The organism is Streptomyces sp. NPDC046335 (assembly GCF_055587985.1).
The window spans coordinates 27,628-52,388 of the sequence record NZ_JBVJFF010000017.1; the positions used below are offsets into that span (position 1 = coordinate 27,628).

General features: G+C 72.9%; 17 protein-coding genes. 9 read left to right on the forward strand and 8 right to left on the reverse strand.

Annotation, left to right across the window (positions count from 1 at the left end; all coding sequences use genetic code 11):
- Window positions 1-87 precede the first annotated feature (87 nt).
- Complete coding sequence (locus ACZ6JY_RS34460) at window positions 88-1,476, reverse strand: MFS transporter (protein ID WP_469202392.1); 1,389 nt, start codon at window positions 1,474-1,476, stop codon at window positions 88-90.
- A gap of 228 nt (window positions 1,477-1,704) precedes the next feature.
- On the opposite strand from ACZ6JY_RS34460, the gene ACZ6JY_RS34465 reads away from it, so the two are divergent.
- Window positions 1,705-3,324 carry a GMC oxidoreductase gene (locus ACZ6JY_RS34465; RefSeq protein WP_469202394.1) on the forward strand — a complete coding sequence of 540 codons (1,620 nt, stop codon included), beginning with the start codon at window positions 1,705-1,707 and terminating at the stop codon, window positions 3,322-3,324.
- 24 nt (window positions 3,325-3,348) lie between these two features.
- Here ACZ6JY_RS34465 and ACZ6JY_RS34470 read toward each other — a convergent pair whose 3' ends face one another.
- Window positions 3,349-3,828: a carboxymuconolactone decarboxylase family protein gene (locus ACZ6JY_RS34470; RefSeq protein ID WP_469202396.1), complete on the reverse strand. Its 480-nt coding sequence runs from the start codon at window positions 3,826-3,828 to the stop codon at window positions 3,349-3,351.
- Window positions 3,829-3,831: 3 nt separating this feature from the next.
- The gene (locus ACZ6JY_RS34475; protein WP_469202398.1) at window positions 3,832-4,908 is read right to left on the reverse strand and encodes an NAD(P)H-dependent amine dehydrogenase family protein; all 1,077 of its coding nucleotides are present in this window, start codon (window positions 4,906-4,908) and stop codon (window positions 3,832-3,834) included.
- 98 nt (window positions 4,909-5,006) lie between these two features.
- Here ACZ6JY_RS34475 and ACZ6JY_RS34480 point away from each other — a divergent pair, with 98 nt between their 5' ends.
- The gene (locus ACZ6JY_RS34480; protein ID WP_469202400.1) at window positions 5,007-7,787 is read left to right on the forward strand and encodes a helix-turn-helix transcriptional regulator; all 2,781 of its coding nucleotides are present in this window, start codon (window positions 5,007-5,009) and stop codon (window positions 7,785-7,787) included.
- Window positions 7,788-8,316: 529 nt separating this feature from the next.
- On the opposite strand, the gene ACZ6JY_RS34485 is transcribed toward ACZ6JY_RS34480, so the two are convergent.
- The gene (locus ACZ6JY_RS34485) at window positions 8,317-9,120 is read right to left on the reverse strand and encodes a 3-hydroxybutyrate dehydrogenase (protein WP_469202402.1); all 804 of its coding nucleotides are present in this window, start codon (window positions 9,118-9,120) and stop codon (window positions 8,317-8,319) included.
- 161 nt (window positions 9,121-9,281) lie between these two features.
- Between ACZ6JY_RS34485 and ACZ6JY_RS34490 the strand changes: the two genes are divergently transcribed.
- The 6 genes from ACZ6JY_RS34490 (at window position 9,282) to ACZ6JY_RS34515 (ending at window position 16,848) form a co-directional block, all read left to right on the forward strand.
- The gene (locus ACZ6JY_RS34490; protein ID WP_469202403.1) at window positions 9,282-10,064 is read left to right on the forward strand and encodes a Clp protease N-terminal domain-containing protein; all 783 of its coding nucleotides are present in this window, start codon (window positions 9,282-9,284) and stop codon (window positions 10,062-10,064) included.
- A gap of 200 nt (window positions 10,065-10,264) precedes the next feature.
- The gene (locus ACZ6JY_RS34495; protein ID WP_469202405.1) at window positions 10,265-11,437 is read left to right on the forward strand and encodes a radical SAM protein; all 1,173 of its coding nucleotides are present in this window, start codon (window positions 10,265-10,267) and stop codon (window positions 11,435-11,437) included.
- A gap of 6 nt (window positions 11,438-11,443) precedes the next feature.
- A complete protein-coding gene (locus ACZ6JY_RS34500; protein ID WP_469202407.1) occupies window positions 11,444-13,561 on the forward strand; it encodes a DegT/DnrJ/EryC1/StrS family aminotransferase in 2,118 nt (705 codons plus the stop codon).
- Window positions 13,558-14,802 (forward strand): hypothetical protein, encoded by a 1,245-nt coding sequence (locus ACZ6JY_RS34505; RefSeq protein WP_469202409.1) that lies wholly within the window; start codon window positions 13,558-13,560, stop codon window positions 14,800-14,802. The genes ACZ6JY_RS34500 and ACZ6JY_RS34505 overlap by 4 nt, the downstream gene beginning before the upstream one ends.
- A 7-nt stretch (window positions 14,803-14,809) precedes the next feature.
- Window positions 14,810-15,943: a phenylacetate--CoA ligase family protein gene (locus ACZ6JY_RS34510; protein ID WP_469202411.1), complete on the forward strand. Its 1,134-nt coding sequence runs from the start codon at window positions 14,810-14,812 to the stop codon at window positions 15,941-15,943.
- Between the two features lie 44 nt (window positions 15,944-15,987).
- Window positions 15,988-16,848 carry a phytanoyl-CoA dioxygenase family protein gene (locus ACZ6JY_RS34515; protein ID WP_469202413.1) on the forward strand — a complete coding sequence of 287 codons (861 nt, stop codon included), beginning with the start codon at window positions 15,988-15,990 and terminating at the stop codon, window positions 16,846-16,848.
- 37 nt (window positions 16,849-16,885) lie between these two features.
- Here ACZ6JY_RS34515 and ACZ6JY_RS34520 read toward each other — a convergent pair whose 3' ends face one another.
- Together ACZ6JY_RS34520 and ACZ6JY_RS34525 are read right to left on the reverse strand one after the other, a co-directional pair.
- Window positions 16,886-17,869 (reverse strand): Gfo/Idh/MocA family protein, encoded by a 984-nt coding sequence (locus ACZ6JY_RS34520; protein WP_469202415.1) that lies wholly within the window; start codon window positions 17,867-17,869, stop codon window positions 16,886-16,888.
- A gap of 29 nt (window positions 17,870-17,898) precedes the next feature.
- A complete protein-coding gene (locus ACZ6JY_RS34525) occupies window positions 17,899-18,900 on the reverse strand; it encodes a zinc-dependent alcohol dehydrogenase (RefSeq protein ID WP_469202417.1) in 1,002 nt (333 codons plus the stop codon).
- A 236-nt stretch (window positions 18,901-19,136) separates the two neighbouring features.
- Here ACZ6JY_RS34525 and ACZ6JY_RS34530 point away from each other — a divergent pair, with 236 nt between their 5' ends.
- Window positions 19,137-20,648 carry a glycoside hydrolase family 3 protein gene (locus ACZ6JY_RS34530; protein ID WP_469202419.1) on the forward strand — a complete coding sequence of 504 codons (1,512 nt, stop codon included), beginning with the start codon at window positions 19,137-19,139 and terminating at the stop codon, window positions 20,646-20,648.
- 14 nt (window positions 20,649-20,662) lie between these two features.
- On the opposite strand, the gene ACZ6JY_RS34535 is transcribed toward ACZ6JY_RS34530, so the two are convergent.
- Both ACZ6JY_RS34535 and ACZ6JY_RS34540 read right to left on the reverse strand, forming a co-directional pair.
- Window positions 20,663-22,990, reverse strand: coding sequence for a collagenase (locus tag ACZ6JY_RS34535; RefSeq protein WP_469202421.1), 2,328 nt, complete (start codon window positions 22,988-22,990; stop codon window positions 20,663-20,665).
- Window positions 22,991-23,159: 169 nt separating this feature from the next.
- Window positions 23,160-24,332, reverse strand: coding sequence for an MFS transporter (locus ACZ6JY_RS34540; RefSeq protein WP_469202639.1), 1,173 nt, complete (start codon window positions 24,330-24,332; stop codon window positions 23,160-23,162).
- Between the last annotated feature and the right edge of the window lie 429 nt (window positions 24,333-24,761).

The window sequence follows — 24,761 nt, forward strand, 5'->3', positions numbered from 1 at the left end:
GGTCTCCCGGCGGGGTGGGTGCGGTCGATGGCCTGCCCCGAAATCCGCGGGCGGGGGGGGCAGGCCATGGCGGTCTCGCGGAGGGGGTCAGCCGCCCAGCGGCACGGAGCCCTCGCGCTCGGGTGGCGCGGGCAGCGGCGCGGGTCCGCCCCTCTCGTCCGCGGCGAGGTCACGCCCCCTGGTCTCCCTGGCGAACTTCACGGTCACGGCGGTGACGAGGGCGGCGAAGGACATGTAGAGGGCGACGGGCAGCGCGGAGTCGTAGTCCCTGAGGAGCTCCACGGCGATGAGCGGGGCCAGGGCGCCGCCGATGACGGAGGCGAGCTGGGAGCCCATCGAGGCGCCGGAATAGCGGACCTTGGTGTCGAACAGCTCGGAGATGAACGCGGCCTGCGGTCCGTACATCGCGCCGTGGAAGAGCAGTCCGACGGTGACGGCAAGGGTGATGACGGGGAACGACTCCGAGTCGAGCAGCGCGAAGAAGGCGAAGGCCCAGCCGGCCATTCCGACGGCTCCGATCAGGGTGACCGGGCGGCGGCCCAGGCGGTCGGAGAGCGCGCCCCACAGCGGAATGGTGACGAAGTGCAGCGCTGACCCGATGAGCACGGCGTTGAGCGCGTCGCTCTTGGGCAGCTCCAGGTGCACGGTGACGTAGACGAGGACGAAGGCCGTGAGGATGTAGTACGAGACGTTCTCGCCGAACCGGGTGCCGATGGCGGTGAGGACCTCGCGCCAGCTCTTGCGGAACACCTCGACCACCGGCGGCTTCTCCTCGGCTCCCGCCGCGGCGGCGGCCTCCGTCTCCCGCCGCGCCTGGAGGAAGACGGGGGACTCGGTGACGGAGATGCGGATCCACAGGCCGACCATCACCAGGACCCCGGAGAGCAGGAAGGGCACGCGCCAGCCCCAGGCGAGGAAGGCCTCTTCGGACTGGACGGCGGCGAGCAGCGCGAGCACGCCGGTGGCGAGGAGGTTGCCGCCGGGCGCCCCGGCCTGCGGCCAGGAGGCCCAGAAGCCGCGGCGCGCGGGGCCGCCGTGCTCGGAGACCAGGAGCACCGCGCCTCCCCACTCGCCGCCGAGGGCGAAGCCCTGCACGAGGCGGAGCACGGTCAGCAGGACGGGGGCGCCGACGCCGATGCTCGCGTGGGTGGGGAGGAGTCCCATCGCGAAGGTGGCGCCGCCCATCATCAGCAGGCTGAGGACCAGGAGTTTCTTGCGTCCCACGCGGTCGCCGTAGTGCCCGAAGACGACGCCGCCGAGGGGGCGGGCCGCGAAGCCCACCGCGTAGGTGAGGAAGGAGAGCAGCGTGCCGACCAGGGGGTCGCTGGAGGGGAAGAAGAGGGTGTTGAAGACCAGTGCGGCGGCCGAGCCGTAGAGGAAGAAGTCGTACCACTCGATGGTGGTGCCGACGAGGCCGGCCGCCACGATGCGGCCGATGCCGGCGCGGGCCGGCGGAGCGGTTGCTTGGGAGGCCATGTGCACCACTTCCAGGAGTTCTGCGGGGACGCTTCCGTACCGGCACAAGGTAGGAAACCGCAGATCAGTGGCGTATATGGCGGAGCACCATGGTTGTGGCGCCCCTGATGTGACCGGCCACCATGCAGGGTGCGAGACCGGACAGAAGTTACTTTTTGGTATGCCGTGACTTCCCGCACAGGCGGCAGTAGAACTCGTTGCGATTCGGCCACGAGTGAGGAAGGTCACATGAGCGCTACAGCCAAGCACAGCACCACTTCTGAGGGGCCGTCACGTCGAAGATTCATCGCTGGAACCGGTTCTCTTCTCGGTGCCGTCGCGCTCTCCGCGCAGGCGTATCCGGCCCGTGCCGTCGACGCCGCCGCGCGCGTTCCCGTCCTGGTGATCGGCACCGGGTACGGCGGCTCCGTCGCCGCACTGCGGCTCGCCGAGGCCGGCGTCGACGTGCACATGGTCGAGATGGGCATGGCCTGGGACACCCCGGGCCCCGACGGCAAGATCTTCGCCAACACCACTAGCCCTGACCTGCGTTCCTACTGGCTGCGCACCAGGACCAAGCAGCCGCTGAGCAACTTCCTCGGCTTCCCGATCGACAGGAACGTGCCCCGGCACACCGGCATCCTGGACGCCGAGGAGTTCGGCGGCATCATCGTCTACCAGGGCCGGGGCGTGGGCGGCGGCTCGCTGGTCAACGGCGGCATGGCCGTCACGCCCAAGCGCGAGAACTTCGCCGCCGTGCTGCCGACGGTCGACGCGGGCGAGATGTACGGGACCTACTACCCGCGCGCCAACGCGGGCCTCGGGGTCGCCACCATCGATCCGGACTGGTTCGAGACGGCCGAGTGCTACCAGTACACCCGGGTCGCCCGCAAGCACGCACGGCGCTCGGGCTTCCCCTTCGTCTTCGTGCCCGACGTGTACGACTGGGACTACATGGAGCGGGAGCAGGCGGGCACCGCCACCAGGTCGGCGCTCGCCGGAGAGATCCTCTACGGCAACAACCACGGCAAGAAGTCCCTCCAGCAGACCTACCTCGCCCGCGCCAAGGCGACCGGCCGCGTCACCATCGCCCCGCTGCACCGGGTCACCTCGGTGACCCCGGCCGCGGGCGGCGGCTACACCGTCACCATGGACCGGCTCAACACCACCGGTGACACCGTCGCCACCAAGGAGACGACGGCCGACAAGGTGTTCTTCGCCGCGGGCAGCGTCGGCACCAGCAAGCTCCTGGTGAAGCTGAAGGCGACCGGCGCGCTGTCCCGGCTCAACGGCGAGGTCGGCAAGGGCTGGGGCGACAACGGCAACGTCATGTGCGGGCGCGCCAACCACCTCTGGGACGCGACCGGCAGTCTCCAGTCGTCCATCCCCACCGCCGGCATCGACAACTGGGCCACGGGCGGCGCGTTCGCCGAGGTGGCACCGCTGCCCACCGGCATCGAGACGTACGCCTCGTTCTACCTGTCGATCACCAGGAACCCGCACCGCGCCCAGTTCTCCTGGAACGCGGCGGCGGGCCGGGCCGAGCTGAACTGGCAGACCGCCTGGAAGCAGCCCTCGATCGACGCCGCCAAGACGATCTTCGACAAGATCAACGCCAAGGAGGGGACGATCTACCGCACCGACCTCTTCGGCACCTACAAGATCTGGGGCGACCACCTCACGTACCACCCGCTCGGCGGCGCCGTCCTCGGCAAGGCGACGGACAACTACGGCCGCCTGCACGGCTATCCGGGTCTCTACGTCATCGACGGCGCGCTGGTCCCCGGCAACACCAGCGTCAATCCGTTCGTCACCATCACCGCGCTCGCCGAGCGGAACATCGAGAAGATCATCGACAGCGATCTGTGAGGCACCGGCCTGCCCGCACGCCGCCTACGACGTGGGCAGCGCGCACACGGTGTCGAGGCCGAGCACATGGTTGAGCCGGCCGAACGCCAGCCACGACCCGATGCTCATGCTCAGCTCCACGATCTCCACCTGGCTGTAGTGCGCGGTCATCCGCGTCCAGAACTCCTCGTCGAGATGGTGGTGGTCCAGGGCGTACCGCTCGGCGTACTCCGCGGCCAGCCTCGTGCGGTCGTCGAAGGCGTCGGTGGTGCGCCACTGGGTGACGGCGTCGGCGAACTCCGCCTCGACGCGCCGCCCGTCGCGTTCGGTGCGCCAGTCCAGGCAGAACGCACAGCCGTTGATCTGCGCCACGCGCAGCCGCGCCGCCTCGAACTCGCGCAGCCCCAGGGTCGTGTGGGCGTACACGGCGAGTGAGAAGTTCGACGCGGCCATCCCTATTTCAGGGACCATCTCGCCCCACACGTACGGGATCGGGTCCTGCCCCTCGGGGATGTCGATGTGCATGGGTCACTTCCTTCCGAGTCTGCCGGCTGCCGGGCGCAGCGGGACGTCGAGCGCGTCGTAGAGGCCGGGTCCGGCGTCCACGAGCCAGTCGATGGCGTTCACCAGCCGGCCGACGGCGGTGGCGTTGCCGCCCGCCGAGCGGTTCTCGTCCTCGTCGGTGGCCTCGACCGTGACCTCGATGCGGGGGCGGCCCTCGATGATCACCCGGTGGGCGCCGTCGCCGCCGCCGGGCGGCACGGGCCAGTCCGGCGCGCAGGACGCGTGGATGCGGGTGACGTGCTCGATGACGATGCGGGGTTCGCCGCCGACGAAGCCCCGCACCTCGAAGCGCACGGCCCCCTGGGTGCCGGCGGCGAACTCCCCCATCGTGCGCGTGCGCACCGTCTCGTCGAGGGCGCGCCGGTCGAGGGTCTCGCTGATCTCGTCGAGTTCGACGCCGAGCGCCCTGGCCATCAGCCGTATCTGGCCGCCCCACACCATCGTCGGTACGGAGGGCGCGAGCATCAGCGGCTCGTACTCCATCGGGTGCCCCATGCCGATCAGATGGCGGACCGACTCCTCCTGGTCGTACGTGGTGTAGTCGAAGATCTCCTGGCAGCGGACCGCGTCGACGGTGGAGCCGAGCCCGCTGACCAGCAGCGGCAGCACGTCGTTGCCCCACCCGGGGTCCACGCCGGAGGCGAAGAGCGAACCACCGCCCTCCGCGACGGCCGCAAGGACCGGATCGCGGAACTCCGGCGGGGCGCCGCGCCGGTCGTAGAGCGGATACAGCGAGGGCGTCACGACGACGGCGCCCGCCCGTACCGCGCGCACGACGTCGGCGAGCGCGTCGTCGGGGCGCAGATCGCCGGAGGCCGCGTACACCACCGCGCGCGGCCCCGCCGCGAGCACCGCTCCGACGTCGTCGGTCGCGGCGATGCCCAACGGCCGGTCAAAACCCGCCAGTTCACCGGCGTCGCGGCCGACCTTCGCCGGGCTGTGCACCAGCACGGCCGTGAGCTCCAGCGCGGGATGGGCCTCGACGCCGCGCAGGGCCGCGCGGCCCACGTTTCCGGTACCCCAGACCACCGTGGGAATCATGCGCGGAGGGTAGCGAGGGGCGCCGACGGTTGACAGAGGCGTGAACCGACGAGTCCCGTGCCCCTTCCGAAGTCACCTGCCGCCGGTACGCTGAACGCATGCTCCTGGGGCGTTCCTCGGAATGCGCACGTCTTCTCGCTCTCATCGACAAGGCACGCGGGGGCGAGAGCAGTGCTCTGCTCATCCGCGGCGAGGCCGGGATCGGCAAGACGAGCCTCGTCTCGTACGTGGCCGGGCAGGCCGACGACCTGACACGGCTCGGCACCCGCGGCGTCGAGGTCGAGTCCGACCTCCCCTACGTGGGCCTGGCCGATCTGCTCCGGCCCGTGCTGCACTTCCTCGACCGCATCCCCGAGCGCCAGGCCGCCGCGCTCACCGGGGCGCTCGCGCTCGGACCCGCCGTCGCCCACGACCGCTTCGCGGTGGCCGCGGGCACGCTCAGCCTGCTCGGCGCCATCGCCGAGGAGGGCCCGGTCCTCGTCACCGTCGACGACGCCCAGTGGCTCGACCCGTACTCCCTGGACGCGCTGGCCTTCGCGACCCGCAGGCTCGGCCGCGAAGGCGTCGTCGTGCTGTTCACCACGCGCGACGAACTGGAGGAACCCGCGTCCCGGCTCGCCTCCATCGAGACCATGACCCTCGGCGGCCTCGACGCCGAGTCCGCGCACCGCCTCATCGCCGAGAAGGGCACGGCCCAGCTCACCGAGAGCGAGGCGGCCCGGCTGCTCACCGAGGCACGCGGCAACCCGCTGGCCCTGATCGAACTGCCCGCCCTGCTCGCCGGGAGCGGCGCGGACGGCGACCACGACACCGAGGCTCCGCTGCCCATCGGTGAACTCCTCGCCCACACCTTCGGCAGCGCGGTGGCCAGGCTGCCCCAGGAGGCGCAGGACGCGATGCTGCTGCTCGCCGTGCTCGGCACCCGGCCGCTGGCGGGCACCGAGGCGGCGCTGCGGGCGCACGACCTCAGCTACGAGTCCCTGGAGGCGGCCGAGGCCGCGGGCCTGGTCGTCGAGGAGCGGGACGGGTACGCCTTCCGGCACCCGCTGGTCCGCTCGGCGGTCTACCACGGCGCCACCCCGGTGCGCAGACGCCGGGCCCACCACGCCATCGCCCGCTCCCTCCAGGGCGCCACCGCACCCGCGTTGGAGCAGTACGCCTGGCATCTGGCGGCCTCCGGCGCCGAGCCCGACGAACACGTGGCCTCGCTCCTGGAGAACGCCGCGTCGGGCGCCCCCGACACGCTGGCCTACCCCCTGGCCTCGCGGCTGTACGAGCGGGCCGCGCGGTTCACCCCGGAGGGGCAGCGCAGGGCGGAGCGGCTGCTGTGCGCGGCCCGCGCCTCACAGGCGGCCGGGTCGCTGAACGAGGCCGCCGCGATCCTGGACCGCGCCCTGGAACACGCCGAACAGCTCCGCACCCGGCTCGACATCCGCCAACTGCGCTGCTACCTCGACGTGCAGCGCGGCCGGCCCACCCGCTCCCGTGAACTGCTCAGGTCGGCGGTGGGCGAGGCGGAGAAGGTCGACCCCGCGCTCGCCGCGGTCATGATGGGCGGCATCGCGCTCACCGAACTGGCCGTCGGCGACCTCACCGCGGCCCGCGGCACCTCGGAGGCGGCCATGGAGCTGGCCGACTCCGCCCACCAGACGCTGCTGCCGGTGCGGCTCCTGCGCACCCTGGTGCTGCTGCTCGGCGGCGACGCCGAGGCCGGCCGCACCCTCCTGCGCGAGCTGGCGCAGCCGCTGGCCTCCCCCGACCCCGCCTTCCCCTACCCGCTCTCCGGCGTGGGCGGGCTCTGCCACCTGGCGGCCGAGGAGCTCGACGAGGCGCACGGCCTGCTCGACCGCGCCGCGTACACGGCCCGCGGCTCCAGCGCCGTGGGCCTGCTCTCGCACCTGCTGTGCACGCTGTCCGTGGTGGAGTTCTGGCGGGGCCGCTGGAGCTCCTCGCTCGCGCACGCCGACGAGGCGGTGCGCCTCGCCGAGGCCACCGGCAGGCTGATCGAGGTGCCGCGCGGCCTCGCGGGCCTCGCGCGGACCGAGGCCGCGCTCAACCGCGAGGAGGACTGCCGCAAGCACGCGGCGCAGACGATGGAGTGGGCCGCGGCCACCGAGCTGCCCATGGACGCGGCCCGCGCCCGTGGCGCGCTGGGCCTGCTCGAACTCGGCCTCGGCCGCTTCGAGGAGGCGGTGCACCGCCTGGAGGAGGTGCGCGCCTTCTCCCGCACGCACGGCCGCGGCGACGGCCTGTACCTGACCTGGGCCGCGGACCTCGCGGACGCCTACGTCCACCTCCACATGACCGCCGAGGCCCGTGAGGTCCTCGACGTCCTGGAGTACGAGGGCTCGCGCGGCCACCGGCCGGTCACCGCCGGGGCGGCGGCGCGCTGCCGGGGGCTGCTCGAACCCAACGACCCCGAGACCGCATCGCGCCACATGCGGCGCTCCCTCGCGCTGCTCGCCGAGCGTCCGGTGCCCTTCGAGCGGGCGCGCACCGAGTTCGCGTGGGGCGAGCAACTGCGCAGGCAGGGCAGGCGCAGCGAGGCCCGGCCCCTGCTTGAGCGGGCCCACGCCACCTTCGAGCGGCTCGGCGCCTCGGGCTGGGCGGCGCGGGTGGCCGCCGAGCTGCACGCGGCGGGCGGCACCGAGGTCCGCCCTGAGCGTGCCCCGCTGGAGCGCCTGACCCCGCAGGAGATGCAGGTCGCCCTGGTGGTGGGCCGGGGGCTCACCAACCACGAGGTGGCGGAGCGGCTGTTCCTCAGCGTCAAGACGGTCGAGTTCCACCTGAGCAACATCTACCGCAAGCTCGACGGGGTGCACCGCCGGGCCCAGTTGGTGCGGCTGCTCGCTCAGGCCTCGGAGGGGTCGGCGGTCTGACCCGCCAGGGCGTGGTGCTGGCGCAGGCGATCGTCGAGGCACTCGGCGGTGTCGCGCCCGAGGCAGGCGACGCGGCCCGGCAGCTCATCAGGGGAGTGCGCCCGATTTCTGGCGACGTCCCGTCCCCGAGCGGGGGTGCCGTCGGGCACCCCCGTCCCCCGCCCTCGCGACGGTCGCTCCCCCGGTCCGCGGCCGGCCCGTCCGTGCGTACACCCCCGTAGTACGTCCGGTCACCGACTTCCTTCTCCCCCGTGTCGGTGTTTCCAGGTCCGTCCGCGGCTCCGCGACCGTGGCTATACCTTGGCCCCGCTCGGGGGTGGGGGCGACCGTGAAAACCCTGGAGTATGGGGGCGGTTGCGGGGGTGCGCGCGGGTCCCGCGGGCCGTCGGGGGCGGGTGGGACACGGCCCGTCGGGACCGCGCCGGATGAGTGGGTGATTCCGCCCTTCAACCACCGCGCTCGGCGGCCGAACCCAGGGTTTCCCATGGGGGAATCACGGGCATGGCGTCCGGCTCGGGCGTGAGCGCGCTCAGCTCGCTCCCCAGCCGCCGTCGACCGGGATCGAGGCGCCCGTGAGGTAGCCGGTGTGCGGTCCGCAGAGCCAGACGGCGACGGCGGCGACCTCGGCGGGTTCGATGAGCCGCTTGATCGCGGACCGCTCCAGGAGGACGTCGGTCACCACGTCCTCCGGCGCGATGCCGTGCACCGCGGCCTGGTCGGCGATCTGCCCCTCGACCAACGGCGTCCGCACATAGCCGGGGTTGACGCAGTTGCAGGTCACCCCGTGCGGGGCGGCCTCCAGGGCGGCCACCTTGCTCAGCCCCTCCAGGCCGTGCTTGGCGGCGACGTACGCGGATTTGTACGGGCTGGCCCGCAGCCCGTGGACGCTGGAGATGTTCACCACCCGGCCCCAGCCCTGCCCGTACATGTGCGGCAGACAGTGCCGCAGGAGCAGGAAGGGCGCGGTGACCATCAGGCGCTGGATCAGCTCGAAGCGGGCGGGCGGGAACTCTTCGATGGGGGCGACGTGCTGGGTGCCCGCGCTGTTGACCAGGACGTCGACGGCCGCGGGCAGGGCGGAGAGGGCGTCGGCGTCGGTGAGGTCCACGGCGTGCGGCACCCCGCCCACCGAGTCGGCGACGGCTTTGGCCGACTCCGCGTCGATGTCGACGACATGGACCAGGGCGCCCGCCGCGGCGAACGCCTCGGCGCACGCGCGTCCGATGCCACTGCCGCCCCCGGTCACCAGGGCGGACCGTCCGGTGAGAGGCACGCCGTCGGAACGCGGGGGTGCGGGGCGCGCGGCCGGGGTCACGGGGTGTTCGCTCGTCATGCCCGGAACGCTAGAGAAACGGCGCGTGGTCCTCCCATGGTCGCGGCCACCACAGTGAGGGCGACGGGGATGTGGGCGGGCGCCGTGTCCGGACGGACGGCGCACAGCCGACTGTCAACGACCGGTTGACGAGCCCCCAACTGTCAACCTAAGGTTGCCACATGACGTTTCCCGACGGCTCCACGCCTCCCCAAGACAGCGCGTCCCAGGACCCGCAGGTCGCCCGGCACCAGGCCACGGTCCGGCTCGACGACCTCATCGACGCCATCAAGAAGGTCCACCCCGACGCCCTCGACCAGCTCTCCGACGCGGTCATCGCCGCCGATCACCTCGGTGACGTCGCCGACCACCTCATCGGCCACTTCGTGGACCAGGCGCGCCGCTCCGGTGCCTCCTGGACCGACATCGGCCGCAGCATGGGCGTCACCCGGCAGGCCGCCCAGAAGCGGTTCGTGCCGAAGAAGCCGGACGAGACCTCCGACCTCGACCCCAGCCAGGGCTTCGGCCGCTTCACGCCCCGGGCCAAGAACGCCGTGATGGCCGCGCACAACGAGGCGAAGGCCGCCCAGCACGACGAGATCCACACCGCGCACCTGATCCTCGGGCTGCTCGACGATCCGGAGAGCCTCGGCGTCAAGGCGCTCATCCAGCAGGGCGTGTCCACGGAGGACGTCCGCCGGGCCGCCCTGGACGCCCTGCCCGCGACCGCCCCCGAGATCCCCGAACTCGTCCCGTACGACGCGGGGTCCCGCAAGGTGCTCGAACTGACCTTCCGTGAGGCGCTGCGTCTCGGCCACAACCACGTCGGCACGGAGCACATTCTGCTGGCCCTGATCGAGTACGAGGACGGCGCGGGCCCGTTCACCGGCCTCGGCGTCGACAAGGCGGGCGTCACGGCCTCGATCACCGATTTCCTGGCGAATCTGGCAGCGCCTCGCGCGTAGGCGCACGTCACGAACCCCGCAGGCGGCGACGGTGACACGGCGGCGGAAATGATTCCGCCGCCGACTCCCGCGTTGTCTAGACCCATTGACAGCCCTGAGGGCGCTCCCTAATGTCGCAAGCACCGCTCGAACATCGTAAACGCACATCGATCATGCGTGGGGGGTTCGTGAACAGCACAGCAGGTGCCGGCGACATTGGAATGGCAGCCCCCCAAAACCGCGAAGGTCTACCGATCGTCAGCCTGGACCAGGCGCACTCGCCGCAGAAGGTCCTGGCGCACGGCGAATTGCTGCGGCGCTTCGTGGCGGGCCAGGAGATCAAACCGGTCCACATGAGGATCGGCATCATGGGCGCCTGCAATATGCGCTGCAATTTCTGCAACTTCCACTCCCCCAACGAAGAGCAGTTCTACGACCTGTTCTCGTTCAAGGACTCGATCGCCACCGACAAGGCCGTCACCCTGCTCCGCGAGTTCGCCGAGAACGACGGCCGTGCCGTGACCTTCTGCGGCAGCGGCGAGTGCACCATCCACCCCGGTTACACGGAGATCTGCCGCGCCGGGCACGCGGCGGGCCTGCGCATCGGGCTGATCACCAACGGTTCGCGCCTGGGCCGTCCGAAGGTGGCCGAGTGCGTCGCCGAGACCCACACCTGGGTCCGCATCGGCCTGAACGCGGGCACGGAGGCGACCTTCGACGACATCACCCGCGACCGCGAGCAGACGTTCTCGCGGTTCATCGGCTCGGTCGGCAGGCTCCGGGAGAGCGCCGTCGACCCCGACTTCCGCATCGGCTTCAACTACGTCATCACCCTCCAGAATTACCGGGAGATCATCGAAGCGGCCCATATTGCCCGTGATTCAGGCGCCCATTACGTGCGTTTCGAACCGGAGTTCTACAGCGCTCTCGGTCACGACACCATCGAATCCGTGCTGCCGGAGATCAGCGAGTCCCTCACCCGGGCCGCCGCGCTCTCCACGGACGCCTTCGAAGTGTCGGTGCCCAAGCTGGACCGCGGCCCGATGGATCAGGTCGAGGAGGTGGAGGGCGACTTCGAGAACTGCCACTACAGCCGTTTCGTCACGGCGGTCGGCGCGGACGGAAACCTCTACCCGTGCCCCCAGGTCCACCTCAACAGCCGCTATCTGATCGGCAATGTGGTGGAGCAGGGATACGCGGAAGTACTCGAAGGCGGCCCGCGCGCCGAATGGGAGGCCTCCAACCCGCGCAGGACCGACCTCTGCAAATCGTGCTTCTACCGCCCCCAGAACGAACTCCTGGAACTGCTCAAACGCGGCCAGCTCAAACTCGACGAGGCATTGGACGCCTACGCCCTGGAAGTGCCGAGCACCCTGCACGGCGACTTCGTCTGACCGCGCATGCAGTCACGTCACCTCCGCCGGCTCCTCGCCGCCGAGCCGGCCCTGCGCTCCACCGCCGGCGCCGGTCGGCTGCGCTCCGTCGTGGAGCGGCTCGCCCGCGTCGAGCGGGCACCGCTGACGATCACGGAGGCCACCGCCTCGGCCCGCGACGGCCTGCACCGCGAGAACCTGATGCTCGAATCGCCGGTACGCGGCTCCTTCCACGGCACGCTCCTCGCCCCGCGCGGCACCGCCCACGGCCCCGCCGTCCTGGTCCTCGGCGGCAAGAACGCGCGCCTGGACCAACTGACGGGCGACGTCCCGCCGGACCACCCCGACCGCAACGTCGCCGAGCGACTGGCGCACGCGGGCTTCGTCACCCTCTCCTTCGACCACGGCATCGGCGGCGGCCTGGACGACGAGCGCAGGGCAGGACGGGACGAGGGGACGCTGCTCGCCCACGCCTTCGCCCTCACCGGACGCTCCCTGCTCGGCGCCCTCACCGGCGACGCGCTCGCCGCCCTCGACCTGCTCGCGGGGCATCCGCTCGTCGACCCGGAGCGCGTGGGCCTGTTCGGCCACAGCCTCGGCGCTGCGGTCGCCCTGCACACCGCGCTGCTCACCGAGGGCAGGCCCGTCCCGCTCTGCGCGGCGAGCCACCTCGGCAGCTACCCCGCCCTCTTCGAACGGCTCCTGACCGGCCACGAGGGCGCGGTGCTCCCCGGCGTCCTGGAGTACGCCGACCTGCCCGACCTCTACGCGGCGCTGGCCCCGGCCGCGCTGCAACTCCAGTACGGCACAGCCGACCCCTACCTCGATCCCGCCGACGCGCGCACCGCCGCCGACCTGGTCCGCCGGGCGTACACGGCGGCCGGAGCCGACCTCGACGTCCATGAACTGCCCATGGGCCACGGCACCCACGTGGGCCACGCGACGGAGTTCTTCGACCGCGTCCTGAAGGGCCCGTCCGCCCCGCCGGCCGACGTCCCCGCCCAGCGCATCCGCTTCGAGGTGTCGCAGCGGCGTGCCGTGCTCGACCGGGTGGACTCGGCGCTCGCCACCGGCTTCCTCAGCCAGGGCCCGCAGGTGGCCCGCTTCGAGGAGCTCGCGCGGACGTGGACCGGCACGGAGACGGCCGCCGTCGCGTCCGGTTCGGCGGCCCTGGAGATCGCCCTGCGGATCGTCGGCGTGGCGGGCCGCACCGTGCTCGTGCCGGTCAACACGTTCTTCGCCACGGCGGCGGCCGCCGTGCGCGCCGGGGCGGCCGTGCGCTTCGTCGACATCGAGCTCGCGGGCCTCGGCATGGACCCGGACGCCCTGCGCGACGCCCTCGACCGGTACCCCGACACGGCCGCCGTGCTCCCGGTGCACATCGGCGGCATCGTCGCGCCGTCCCTCACCGAGGTCGTCACGCTCTGCCGCGAGCGCTCGGTCCCCGTCGTGGAGGACGCCGCGCACGCCTTCGGCGCCACGCTCGACGGGCGCCCCGCGGGCGGCTTCGGCCGCTTCGGCGCCTTCTCCTTCTTCCCCACCAAGGTCGCCGTCAGCGGTGAGGGCGGGCTGCTCTGCGCCGCGCTGCCGGACGACCTGGAGCAGGTGCGTCGCTGGCGCGACCACGGCAAGAGCGCCCAGGGGTCCACGCTGCACGACCGGCCCGGCTCCAACTGGCGGCTGAGCGAGCTGCACGCCGCCGTCGGCACGGTCGACCTGGAGCGCTTCGACCACACCCTGGCGCTCCGGCGCGCACTGGGCGCCCGCTACGACGCGCTGCTCACCGGCGTACCAGGCGTGCGCCCGCACGCCCTGCCCGCCGGGGTGGGCGGCAACTACTACAAGTACCTCGCGTACGTGGACCCCGAGGGCCCACTGGACCGGGCGCTTTTGAAGAAGCGGCTCCGGGAGCGGCACGGGGTGTCGCTGGCCGGTGAGGTCTACGACCACCTGCTCTGCGACCACCCCTACTTCGCCGCCGACGGGCCACCGGCTTCCGCCGGAGGACCACCGCCGTCCGACGAAGGCCCGTACGAGCGGGGCCGCTGGTTCGCCCGCCACCACATCGCCCTGCCGCTCTACCCGTCCCTCACGGAGGCCGAGCAGGTACGGGTGGTCGACGCGCTGCGCGACGAGCTGTCGTGAGGGCGCCTGCCACGGGCCCCGTCGTCGTGCACGCCTTCCGCGCGGGTGAGTGGCGGACGTCCCTGGACACCGCCACGTTGCCGGGGCCGCGCGGCGCCCCGTACGGCCTGGCGCTGGTGCCGGAGATCGTCGCCCACGCCGACCGCCGCCGGTGGGACGCGGAGCGCGACGGGCTGCCCCCGCTCACCGGCCGCCGCGAGCTGCTGCTCCGGGCGGTCGAGCTGTTCGACCGGGGCACGGTCACGGTCGGGGGGCTCGGCGAACAGGGCCCCGACGACTTCCGCGCGGCACTGTGGGAGACGGCCGGGCTGCCGGGGCCGCTGGTGGACCGCTGGTGCGGGATGCTCAGGGACGGACTGCTCAAGCGGGGAGAGGCTGCCGCCGACGACGCTCTCGCCCTCGTCGCGCTGCCGGGTAACACCTTCACCTGCCTGGACTCCGTGCTCGACCAGGCCGAGCGCTCGGCGGGCGTCTGGGTGCGCCCGAGCCGGCGCGAACCGCTCTCCGCCGCCCGGCTCGTCGCCGCCCTCGTGGCCGCGGGCTGGCCCCCGGCCCGCATCGGCCTGTACCCGGGCGAACAGCACGCCCTGCACGGCCTGGTGAAGCGCACCGACCGGCAGATCGTCTACGGCGGCGCGGGCCTCGCCGCGTCCGTCCGCCACTCCCCCGCGCTCACCCTGCACGGCCCCGGGCGGGGCTGCGCCCTGGTGCCCGAGGGGATGCCGGTCGCCGAGGCCGTGGCGTGGCTGCTGCCGCTCGTCGCGGCCGACTCCGGCCGGTTCTGCAGCAACGTACGCACGGTCGTCTGCACGGAAGGTCATACGGACAGCCGCACGGACAGGAGCAGGGACAGCGGCGCGGTCGGCGCCCGGAGCGCTGCCCTGGCGTCCGCGCTCGCCGACGCGCTCGCCGACGCGCTCGACGCCGTGTCCGCCGACCCGACGGGCGCCGCCTGGCCGCTCACCGTCTTCCGGGAGCCGGAGGCGGCGCACCGGGCCCTGCGCTCGGTCCACGACCGCATGCGTCCGGGCGACCGGCTGCTCACCCGTCGGGAGCCGGTCACGGAGATCGACGGGGCCCCGTGTGTCCGGCCCCAACTGGTGCTGCTCGACGGGGACATCGGGCACCCTCTCCTCGGCCACGAGGTGCCCTTCCCCTTCGCCGCCGTTCTCGCCGTCGCGCCCGACGCCGTACGGGCCATCACCGCCGACTCCCTGTTCGTGTACCGCCCAGCGAAGTGAGGCCCGTATGACGACCGCCTTCGGCACGCTGCCCGACCTGCTGCGCGAGCGCGTGCCGGAGCTGGGCGTCGACCTGGACACGTGGACGCGCCGCATGATGCGCTGGCACTTCGAGCCGGAGACCGCGAGCCCCTTCTGGGCCGCCCGGCGCGCGACGCTCGGCTTCGACCCGCTCAAGGACGTCGACGGCTTCGCCGCTCTGGAGCTCTTCGGCCTCTTCGACAAGGCGGAGCTGCGCGCCGCGCCCGCCCGCGACCTGCGCCCCCGCGGCTACCGCGACCGCCCCTTCCGCGTCTTCGAGACCGGCGGCACGACCGGCCCGCCGTGCCGGATCGTCAACGTCACGCGCCTCGCGTACGACGTGGAGATCTACCGCACGGTGCTTGAGGCGCGCGGGGTGGCCGGCGGCGACGTGCTCGCGATGACGCCGGGCGGGCCGCACGCCTACGGGCACTTCGTGGAGGGACTCGCGGACAGCTGGCACGGTGCCGTGCACGCCATCGACTTCGACCCGCGCTGGGTGAAGGCGGCGCTGCGCGCGGGCGGCGAGGCCGACGCGTACACCGCGCACCTCATCGACCAGACGCTCGCCCTGCTGGCCGCCGAGCGCCCCTCGCTGCTCTTCACCACCTCGCGGCTGCTCCTGGAACTGGCGATGCGGCTGCCGCGCCCCCTGCACTCGTACGGCATCAGGGCGGTGTGCACGGGCGGCACCTCGTGCACCGCGGCCGAGGCGGAGTTCCTGCGCGAGGAGCATCTGCCGGGCGTGCAGTGGATCGACACGTACGGGAACACCCTGGTCGGGCACGCGCTCCAGGCGGACGCGGTGGCGGGCGCCCCCTCGGCGGGTGCCCCGGACATGTCCGGCGGCACCGGGCACTCCTACCACCTGCCGCCGCCCTTCGCCGTACTGAAGGTCGTCGACCCCGCTGATCCCTGGCGCGAGGTCGCCGTCGGACAGCGCGGCAGGGTGCGCGCCACCACCCTCCTCGAAGACCTCTTCCTGCCCAACCTCCTGGAACGCGACAGCGCCGTCAGGACCGGGCCGCACCCCTGGTTCCCCTGGGACGGCGTGGCCGCCGTACGCCCCTTCCAGGAGGACGGCGAAGCCGCCGCCGGGGCGGTGGAAGGCGTCTATTGACGTCACCGGCGCCCGCTGACGTCACTGACCTAAGGACACGCACCGTGAACCTGTCGTCGAACGGCGTACCCATACCCTTCACGCCGGACCTGTTCGCCCCGCTGCGCCCCAGCGCCGATCTGCTGTCGCCGCGGGACCCCGCCGCGCTGCGCCAACGGCTGCACGCGGACGGCTACTTGTACCTGCCGGGGCTGCTCGACCGGGCGGACGTCCTGCGGCTGCGCGGCCGTTACTTCTCCCTCTTCCCGCCGGGGCTGCTCGCGGAGGGCAGTGAACCCGAGGACGGCGTGTTCTCCGGCCGGGTGCCGCAGGGCGTCCCCGAGTACGGGGTGGCCGGCCACCCCGCGTACGCCTTCGTCCGCTCGTCGCCCTTCGACGACTTCGTGGGCGATCCGGTACTGGCCCGGCTCGCCTCCCACCTCCTCGCGGCCGAGGCGCGCATGCTGCCCCGCCGCATACTCCGCCACTTCCACCGGGGCACCCCGCGGGCCTCCCGCGCGCACGTCGACTTCGACTACATGGACAGGGGCTCGCCGCAGGTCGTCACCTTCTGGATCCCGGTGGGCGACTGCCCGCCGCGGACGGGCGGCCTGGTGTACCTGGAGGGCTCGCACCGGCTGCCGCCCGAGGAGTACGAGCCGCTGCGCGACATCACCGACCGCCCCGGCGACCGCCGCCAGATCTGCCACGACCTGGAGCTGACGGCGAAGACTCTCGGCCGCCGCTGGCTGTGGGCGGACTTCGCGGCGGGTGACGTGATGGTGCACCTGCCCCGCATCATCCACGCGTCCCTGGACACGACGACGGACGCGATGCGCCTCTCGGTCGACGCCCGCTTCGTACGCGCCGGCGACACGCCTGACCCTCGCTGGCTGCGGCCGTGGTCGGCGGACGACGGGGCGTGAGGCGGCGCCAAAGCCTAGCCGTGGGGCCTACCGCAGCTCAGCCCCAGGGCCGCACCGGCTCTCCGCCCGCCGCGCTCGAACGTCCGGCCGCCACGATCAGGTCGTCGACGAGGCAGGCCTCGGCGAGCGGGCAGACCGGCGACCGCCCCTCGGCAACGGCTTCGGCGAAGTCGGCGAGCAGGGGCTGGTGAGGGTTGGCGTGCGGAGGCAGGAGGAGCGGCACCGGGGACGCTCCCCCGGCCCGCCCGGAACCGCTCAGGTCCAGCCCCGTCAGCCGGCCGCCGTCCAGCGGACCGAGTCCCGTCAGCCGGCCGGCGTCCAGCGGGTCGAGCACCACGGCACGCCCTCCGCCCCGGAGTTCGATCCGGTCCACCGGCGCTCCCTCCCCCCACTCCATGACGCAGTGCGCCCGTAGCCCCGACGGCCAGCGCAGCGTGAGTTCGGCACGGCGTTCCGCGCCCGCGGGGAAGCGGTCCGTGAGGCGGGCCCGCAGCTCCCGAGGGCGGCCGAAGAGGTGCACCAGCAGGTCGAGCCGGTGGCTGCCCGCGTCCGCCAGTACGCCGCCGCCCGAGACCGCCGGGTCCGTGCGCCAGCGCATCGGGTCAGCGGGGCCCGGCGCGAACGGGCCGCGGAACCGCACCTCCACCCGCTCCGGCGGCCGGCCCTTCAGCTCCGCGCGCAGGTGTCGCACGGCGGGCGCGAGGCGGCGGTAGTAGGCGACGGCGGCGCACCGCCCCGCCGGATCGAGCGCGCCCCCGGTGCCGAGTCCCCCGGCGAGCGGCTTCTCGACCAGTACGGGAAGGCCCGCGTCCAGGGCGGCCGCGGCGAGCGGCACATGGGCGGCGACGGGTGTGGCCACGTACACGGCGTCGACGCCCCGCAGGAGCACCCCGGGGTCGGCGCCCGACCGGGGCACCCCGTACCGCTCGGCGACGCGCGCCGCTCGGTGCGCGTCGCGGCCCCACAGGACGGCGGGCTCCTCGCCGAGGGCGTGCAGCGCGGGCAGTACCCGGCGCGTCACGATGTCCCCGTATCCCGCGATGCCCCACCTCAGGGGAGGATCGCCACCTTCAGCGTCTCGCGCGGCGGGCCGTCGTAGGGGGCGTTCTCCGCGTCGGGGTACAGCGCGCTGCTCGCGGAGAGCTGCTCCATGGCCTTCGGCAGCTCTTCGAGGGGGTAGGTGTGCGTGAGGAGGTCGGGGAGGCGCAGCGCTTCGGGGCGGCGGTGCGCGAGGCGTTCGGCGACGGCGAGGGCCTCGGCGCGTGCGGTGTCCAGCGGCTCGGCGGAGCTGTGCACGCGCAGCCCCTTGCGCTCCCAGGTGACGAGGTCCACGGAGACGCGGGTGTCGATGTGGTGGGTGCCCAGCATGACCACGAGGCCGTTCTGCCGGACGAGGCCCACGCAGGCGTTGAGGGTGGTGGGCGTGCCGACGGCGTCGACCGCGACGTCGAAGTCGGCGCCGACGGCGGCGAGCTGTTCGGCCCCGCCGTCCACGCGCCGCACGGCGTCCGCGCCCGCCGCGGCGGACCGTTCGAGCCGCCAGTCGTCGAGGTCGACGGCGACGGCCTCCGCGGCGCCCCGGGCCACGGCGACGCGCAGCGCGAGCTGTCCCACGGGCCCCTGTCCGACGATGACCACGCGGTCACCGAGCCGGACGCCGCGCGTGGCGTGCACGGCCAGCGGGAGGAGCTGGAGGATTGCGCCCTGCTCGAAGGGCACGGAGTCGGGCAGGACCCCCACGGCGATCTCGCGGGCCAGCGCGAAGTCGGCGTACCCGGTGGTGAGCGGCGTGCGCACGAAGACGCGCTGTCCGGGCACGACCCGGCTGACCCCGGCGCCCGTGGCCTCGACGACCCCGGCGATCTCGTGACCGAAACAGCCCTGCGAGCAGTGCTCGCGCAGCCCGTAGTAGTGGAAGTAGGCGAGGTCGCTGCGGTTGCAGACCGTGCAGGCGCGCACTCGGACGACGACCTCCAGCGGTCCGGGTTCCGGCATCGCCACTTCGGTGCGCAGTCTGATGTCGCGCCTGCCGACGAGCTCGTACCTGCGCATGGCTCTCCCCTCACCGGTCGCGGACCGCGGAAGCCACCAGGATTACGCAACTCTCGGGCCGCCATGCCCGATTCGCTCGGCTCGGCCGGTTCGGACTCCTTGACAGCCTCGATCGATACGAGCCAATATCCACTATCTGATTGGCCTGGACCAATCAGCAGCAGACCCACCTCCCACAGCCGCACCAAGAGCCGCCGCCCGTACCAGTCACGTACCGCAACTTCGGAGGTCGCGCCATGGCATCCAGCAGTGACCCGACTCTGGAGCACCTCGCCAACTCCGTGCTGCAGCCCGGCTTCGAGGGCACCACGGCCCCCGACTGGGTGCGCCGCAAGATCTCCGAGGGCCTGGGCTCCGTCGTGCTGTTCGCGCGCAACATCGAGAGCGTCGAGCAGGTCGCGCGGCTCACCGCGGCCCTGCGCGCGGAGAACCCGGACCTGATCGTCGCCATCGACGAGGAGGCGGGCGACGTGACCCGCATGGAGGCCTGGACCGGCTCGTCGCGTCCGGGGAACCTCGCCCTCGGCGCGGTCGACGACATCGACCTCACCGAGCGCGTCGCGCACGACATCGGCCGCGATCTGCACGCCGCCGGTGTCTCGCTCAACTTCGCGCCGAGCGCCGACGTGAACTCCAACCCGCTCAACCCGGTGATCGGCGTCCGCTCCTTCGGCTCCCGCACCGACATCGTCTCCCGCCACACGGCCGCCTGGATCCGCGGCCTCCAGGGAGCGGGCGTCGCGGCCTGCGCCAAGCACTTCCCCGGCCACGGCGACACGGTCGTCGACTCGCACTACGGCCTGCCGCAGGTGCAGGGCTCGGCGGAGGAGATCGCGCACACCGCCCTTCCGCCGTTCATCGCGGCGATGGAGGCGGGCGTCCGCGCGGTGATGACCGCCCATCTGCTCGCCCCCGCCTACGACCCTGACCTGCCCGCGACACTCAGCCACCGCATCCTGGTGGACCTGCTCCGCGGCGAACTGGGCTTCGACGGGCTTCTGGTCACCGACGGCATCGAGATGGGCGCCGTCACCGACCGCTACGGCATCGACGGCGCCACCGTACGGGCGCTCGCGGGCGGCGTCGACGCGGTGTGCGTGGGCGGCGAGAGCGCCGACGAGGCCACGGCCGATCTGCTCTCGACCGCCCTGGTGAAGGCGGTCCACGAGGGCACGCTCCCCGAGGAGCGCCTCACCGGGGCGAGTACGCGCGTACGGGAGTTCGCCGCCTGGTCCGGCGAGCGGTCGCGGGCGGTGGCACTGGCCGCGGAGGACTCGGGCATCGGCCTGGTCGCGGCGCGCCGCGCGATCCGTGTGCGGCACCGCTCGGACACGGCGCTGCCCCTGACCGGTTCACCGCACGTGGTGGAGCTCTCCCCCGCCATGAACCTCGCGGTGGACGGCCGCACCCCCTGGGGCGTCGCCGAACCCCTGCGCGACCTGCGCCCCGGCACCACGTCCGTCCGCCTGACGGAGCCCGAGATCGCCCACGCGGGCGACCTCCTGGACCGCGAGGTCCTCGCCCCGGCGGCGGACCGCGCCCTGGTGGTCGTGGTCCGTGACGCGGCCCGCCACCGCTGGATGACCGACACGCTGACCCGCCTCCTGCGCAGCCGCCCCGACGCCCTGGTCGTCGAGATGGGCGTCCCGGCGGGCGACTCGCTGGGAGCCGCCCACCTGATCACCCACGGGGCGACCCGTGTCTCCGGCATCGCGGCGGCCGAGCTCCTGGTGGGCGCGACCGCCTGACACGGGCTCCAGGATCAGCCCCGCAACGGTCCCTCGCAGTCGAAGTCCGCGCTGCCGGCCCGGCCGTCGGTCCAGACGTCCACCTCACCGAACGAGCAGTTCATGTCGGCGAGGTTGTTGTGGGCCGAGCCCGCCACCGACCGGTCGAGCAGGTAGTAGTCGACCGTCTCCGACATGTCCTCGAAGACGGCGTCCGGGTCGTCGGAGGCGCTGAGGTTCGCGGTGATGCGGCCGGTGCAGACGTAACGCGGGCGCTCCGGCGCCCCGTTGGAGCGGCACTCGGGCGTGACCCCCGTGGTCGTCCTGAACGAGGCGCGGACCTGGGCGGCCGTACTGTCCCGCAACTCGCCGACCGGCACGTACGTCGTGTCCGGCACGAAGAGGTCGTCGACGTGCGCGATCTGCTCGTCGAGGAAGGCGTCGTACGCGCGCTGCAATCCGCTGTCCGCGCCGAGCCGGTTGCGCCAGGCGTCGAAGGCCGCGGGGTCGTCCGCGCGCAGGTGCCGGTACATCTCCTTCAGGAGCCCCGGGCGCTCGGCCCACAGGAACTCGAAGAACGTCCCGGCGTAGTCGTAGAAGCGGAAGCCGTCACCGTCGTACGTGGCGTGCAGGATCTGCTGGACGCTCATGCGGGGCCCGCCGTTCGCCGTGTCGTCGATGACGCCCCGGACCAGCGACTTGCGGACCTTGACGCCGTCGTCGCGCGTCGCCCCGTCGAAGAACTCGGCCGTCCCCTCGTCCATGGCCGTGGTCCGGTCGCCCTCGTACCAAGGGCCCTCACCGAAGAACCCGGGGACCGCCCAGCGGCCGTTGAGGTAGTGGGTGTACTCGTGCCGGAAGAGTTCTTCGAGCGTGAGCGTCGAATCCTGCGGTACGCGCCGCTGGTACGTGTAGAAGGTGGCGCCCCGCTCGATGTAGACACCGCCGTTGTCGGTGCCCATGCCGGTGAGCAGGGGGTGGTAGTTCTCGTAGTCGGCGCGCGAGGCGTAGAGCACGGTCGTCAGGCCGGTGTTGGGGTCCCCGGCAAGCGGCTCCTGGGTGCCGACGACGCGGTGGAACTGGGCCTTGACCTGCTTGCTCGCGTAGTAGAGCTGGTCGACGGTGCCCCGGCCCAGCGCCGTGCGGACCTTCATCCCGCCCTTGTCGTAGGTGTATGTGTGCGGGAAGATGCGGCGCTCGATGTCCGCCCGGCAGACCTTGTACGGCGCGCAGGCGTCGTACTCGTTCAGCCACGTCGCGACCTTGACCCAGGGCCCGCTGCCCTCACCGAAGTCGCGTGCCGTCACCGCGACGAGTCCGCCGAGGCCGCTCACGATCTCGCTCCTGACCCCGTCGACCTGCCCGAACCTGCCGTACTCGCTCAGCGCGTCCCGAACCACCCAGGCGTTGCCCGTGCCCTTGAGGTGGGTGTACCCGGCGAACGCCTTGAAGACCGCCCGGTAGTTGGGGTCCGCCTTGACCGCGGCGTGGAAGGCGGTGTCCTTGTTGCCGGGGTACACGCCGAGGTAGCTCAGGGAGAGCGCGGCGAGCGCGGAGCCACCCCAGGCGTCGTCCTTCGCGGTGTCGGGGTGAGCGGCGTCCATGGTCGCCAGAACCCGTTTGATGAGCGGCAGTTGGTGCTGCCGAAGCCCCGGCGCGCTCGCCGCGTAGAGCGCCTCGCGCAGGGAGTCGGCGTTGGCGCGGGTCGCGTCGAAGGTACGGGGCGCGTCGCCGAAGGCGGCGACGGCGCGGCGCATGGCATCGACGGTGGGGCCGTCGGTGACGTCGATCTCGTCGTGCGAGAAGTCCTGGTAGGCGACGGCGTGGAGGTAGGTGAGCAGCTCCAGGAGGTTGGTCCCGTTCCTGCCGTCGTGCGTGGCGGCGAGCCGGCTGACGCGCCCGGACACGGCTTGCACGTGCGCGTCCGACATCACGGGGGCGAGCCGCCGGTCCCAGGTCCATATGAGGGTCCGCAGACAGCCCTCCGCGGTGACCGCCGGATCGGCGAGGAAGTCCGTGAACGCCTCGGGCCCGAGCGAGGTGACCCCGTCGAGGGTGCAGGGCGTGGCCGCGGGCTCGGCATGGTTTCTCGCCTTGTTGGCCTTCGGTTTCGGCGTACGGGCTCCTGGGAGGTGACCGTCCGTGAGGCCGCCGGGCGCCGGCAGCGCGCGGGCGGTCGGCCTGGGAGCGGACGCCCTGCGCTCGACGACGTCGCGGGGGCTGGGTCCGTCGGCGGTGGCACGGGTGGGGGCGGCGTCGTCGGCCGCGTGGGCGGCGAGGGGCGCGGCCGTCACGCAGAGGCTCGCGGCGAGGGTGCCCGCGAGGACGGATCTGCGCAGGGTTCTTGGGCGTAACGAGAACAAGGGGGGCTCCTGTGTGGGAGGTGGGGGCGCGCGGGGGCCCGGCCGAGGCCAACTCGGCGGCCCCCGGGGCCATGTGATGCGTAACGTAGTAATGTGAAATTGCACTGACAACCCCTCAGACACAGGAATCACGGGGAGCCGCGGGGAGCCGCGGGTATCGCGGGGGCTTTCAGGGGCGGGGCGTGGCTTCGCCGTCCGGTTCGCGCAGGGTGCGCAGCAGGAGCCAGCCGAGCGCGGGCAGTGCGATGAGGGGCGCCAGGGCGGTCCGCAGGGACGTGGCGTCGGCGAGTGCGCCGATCAGCGGGCTCGCGAGGCCGCCGATGCTCACGGTGAGGCCGAGCGTGACGCCGCCTGCGGTGCCCACCCGGCGGGGCAGAAAGTCCTGGCCGAGGGTGATGTGCAGCGAGAACGGTACGTAGAGCCCGGCGGAGGTGAGGGCGACGAACGCGTAGAGCGCAGGCCCGGGTACGAGGACGACGCCGGCCACCGCGGGGACCGTCAGGACGTACGACCACCGCACGACAGGGACGCGGCCGAACCGGGCGGCGAGCCTCCCGCCCAGGACGGTGCCGACGGCGCCGCCGAGGTAGAGCACGAAGAGGGCGGCCGTGCCCGCGGCCGCGCCGCCGCCGGTGCGCTGGCGCACGTACAGCGAGATGAAGGTGCTGAGCCCGACGAAGACGACCGAGCGGCAGACGATGGCGCCGGAGAGCCGGAGGAAGGAGGGCCAGTCGTCCGCACCGGCTTCCACCTGTGGTCCCTTGGGCGCCGCCGCCTCGGTGGCCTTGATGCCCCGCAGCGCGGCGACGCAGAGCACGGCCCCGGCGAGGGCGGGCACCACGAGGAGCGGCGAGGCGCCGAGGCCACCGGTGGCGGCGATGGCGGAGACCAGCAGGGGCGCGGTCGCGAAGCCGAGGTTGCCGCCGAGGGAGAACCAGCTCATGGCCGCATGGCTGCCACGGCTCGCCCGCCGCGCCACGCGGGCCGCCTCGGGGTGGAACGCGGCGACGCCGATGCCGGAGAGGCCGACGACGAGGAGCGTCAGGGCGTAACTGCCGCTGAGCCCGGCGAGAGCGACCCCGACACCGCCCACCAGCGTACTCAGGGGCAGCAGCCAGGGCATGGCCCACTTGTCGGTGAGCGCACCGAACACCGGCTGTACCACGGAGGAGAGCAACGAGGCGGCGAGCACGATGCCGGATGCGGCGGCGTAGGTATAGGCACGCTCGGCCACGAAAAAGGGCACGAGAGCGGCGACGGCACCTTGATAGAGATCCACACAGGCGTGGGCCAGGGCAAGAAGCACGATGGGGCGCCGCCGCCTGGGCGGGGCCTTGAGCAGGGGCGTCGGGTTCGAGGTCTGGGGCGCCGGGTTCGGGTCGCGGGTTGGGGGGCTCGGGCCTTGGGCTGGGGTGGGGTTGGCTGGGGCTGGGGACTTGGCGGCGGCTACGGCACCGGCTGCGGCTGCGGCATTGGGTGCGGCTGGGGCCTTGACCGCGGCTGCGGCTGTGGCTGGGGACTTGGCGGCGGCACCGGCTACGGCTGGCGCATCGGCCGAAGCTGCGCCTGCGGCATTGGCTGCCGCTGGAGCGTTAGCCGCGGCCGCGGTTGCGGCACCAGGGGCGGCTGCGGCTCCGGCATGGGCTGCGGCTGCGGCTGCGGCTCCGCCTGGGGACTTGGCGGCGGCCGTAACCGCCGGGCGTGGATGCATACTCGTGGGTTCCTTCGCTGACACCACCCCATCGTCGCCACGCGACCCCCTGGCGTGCTT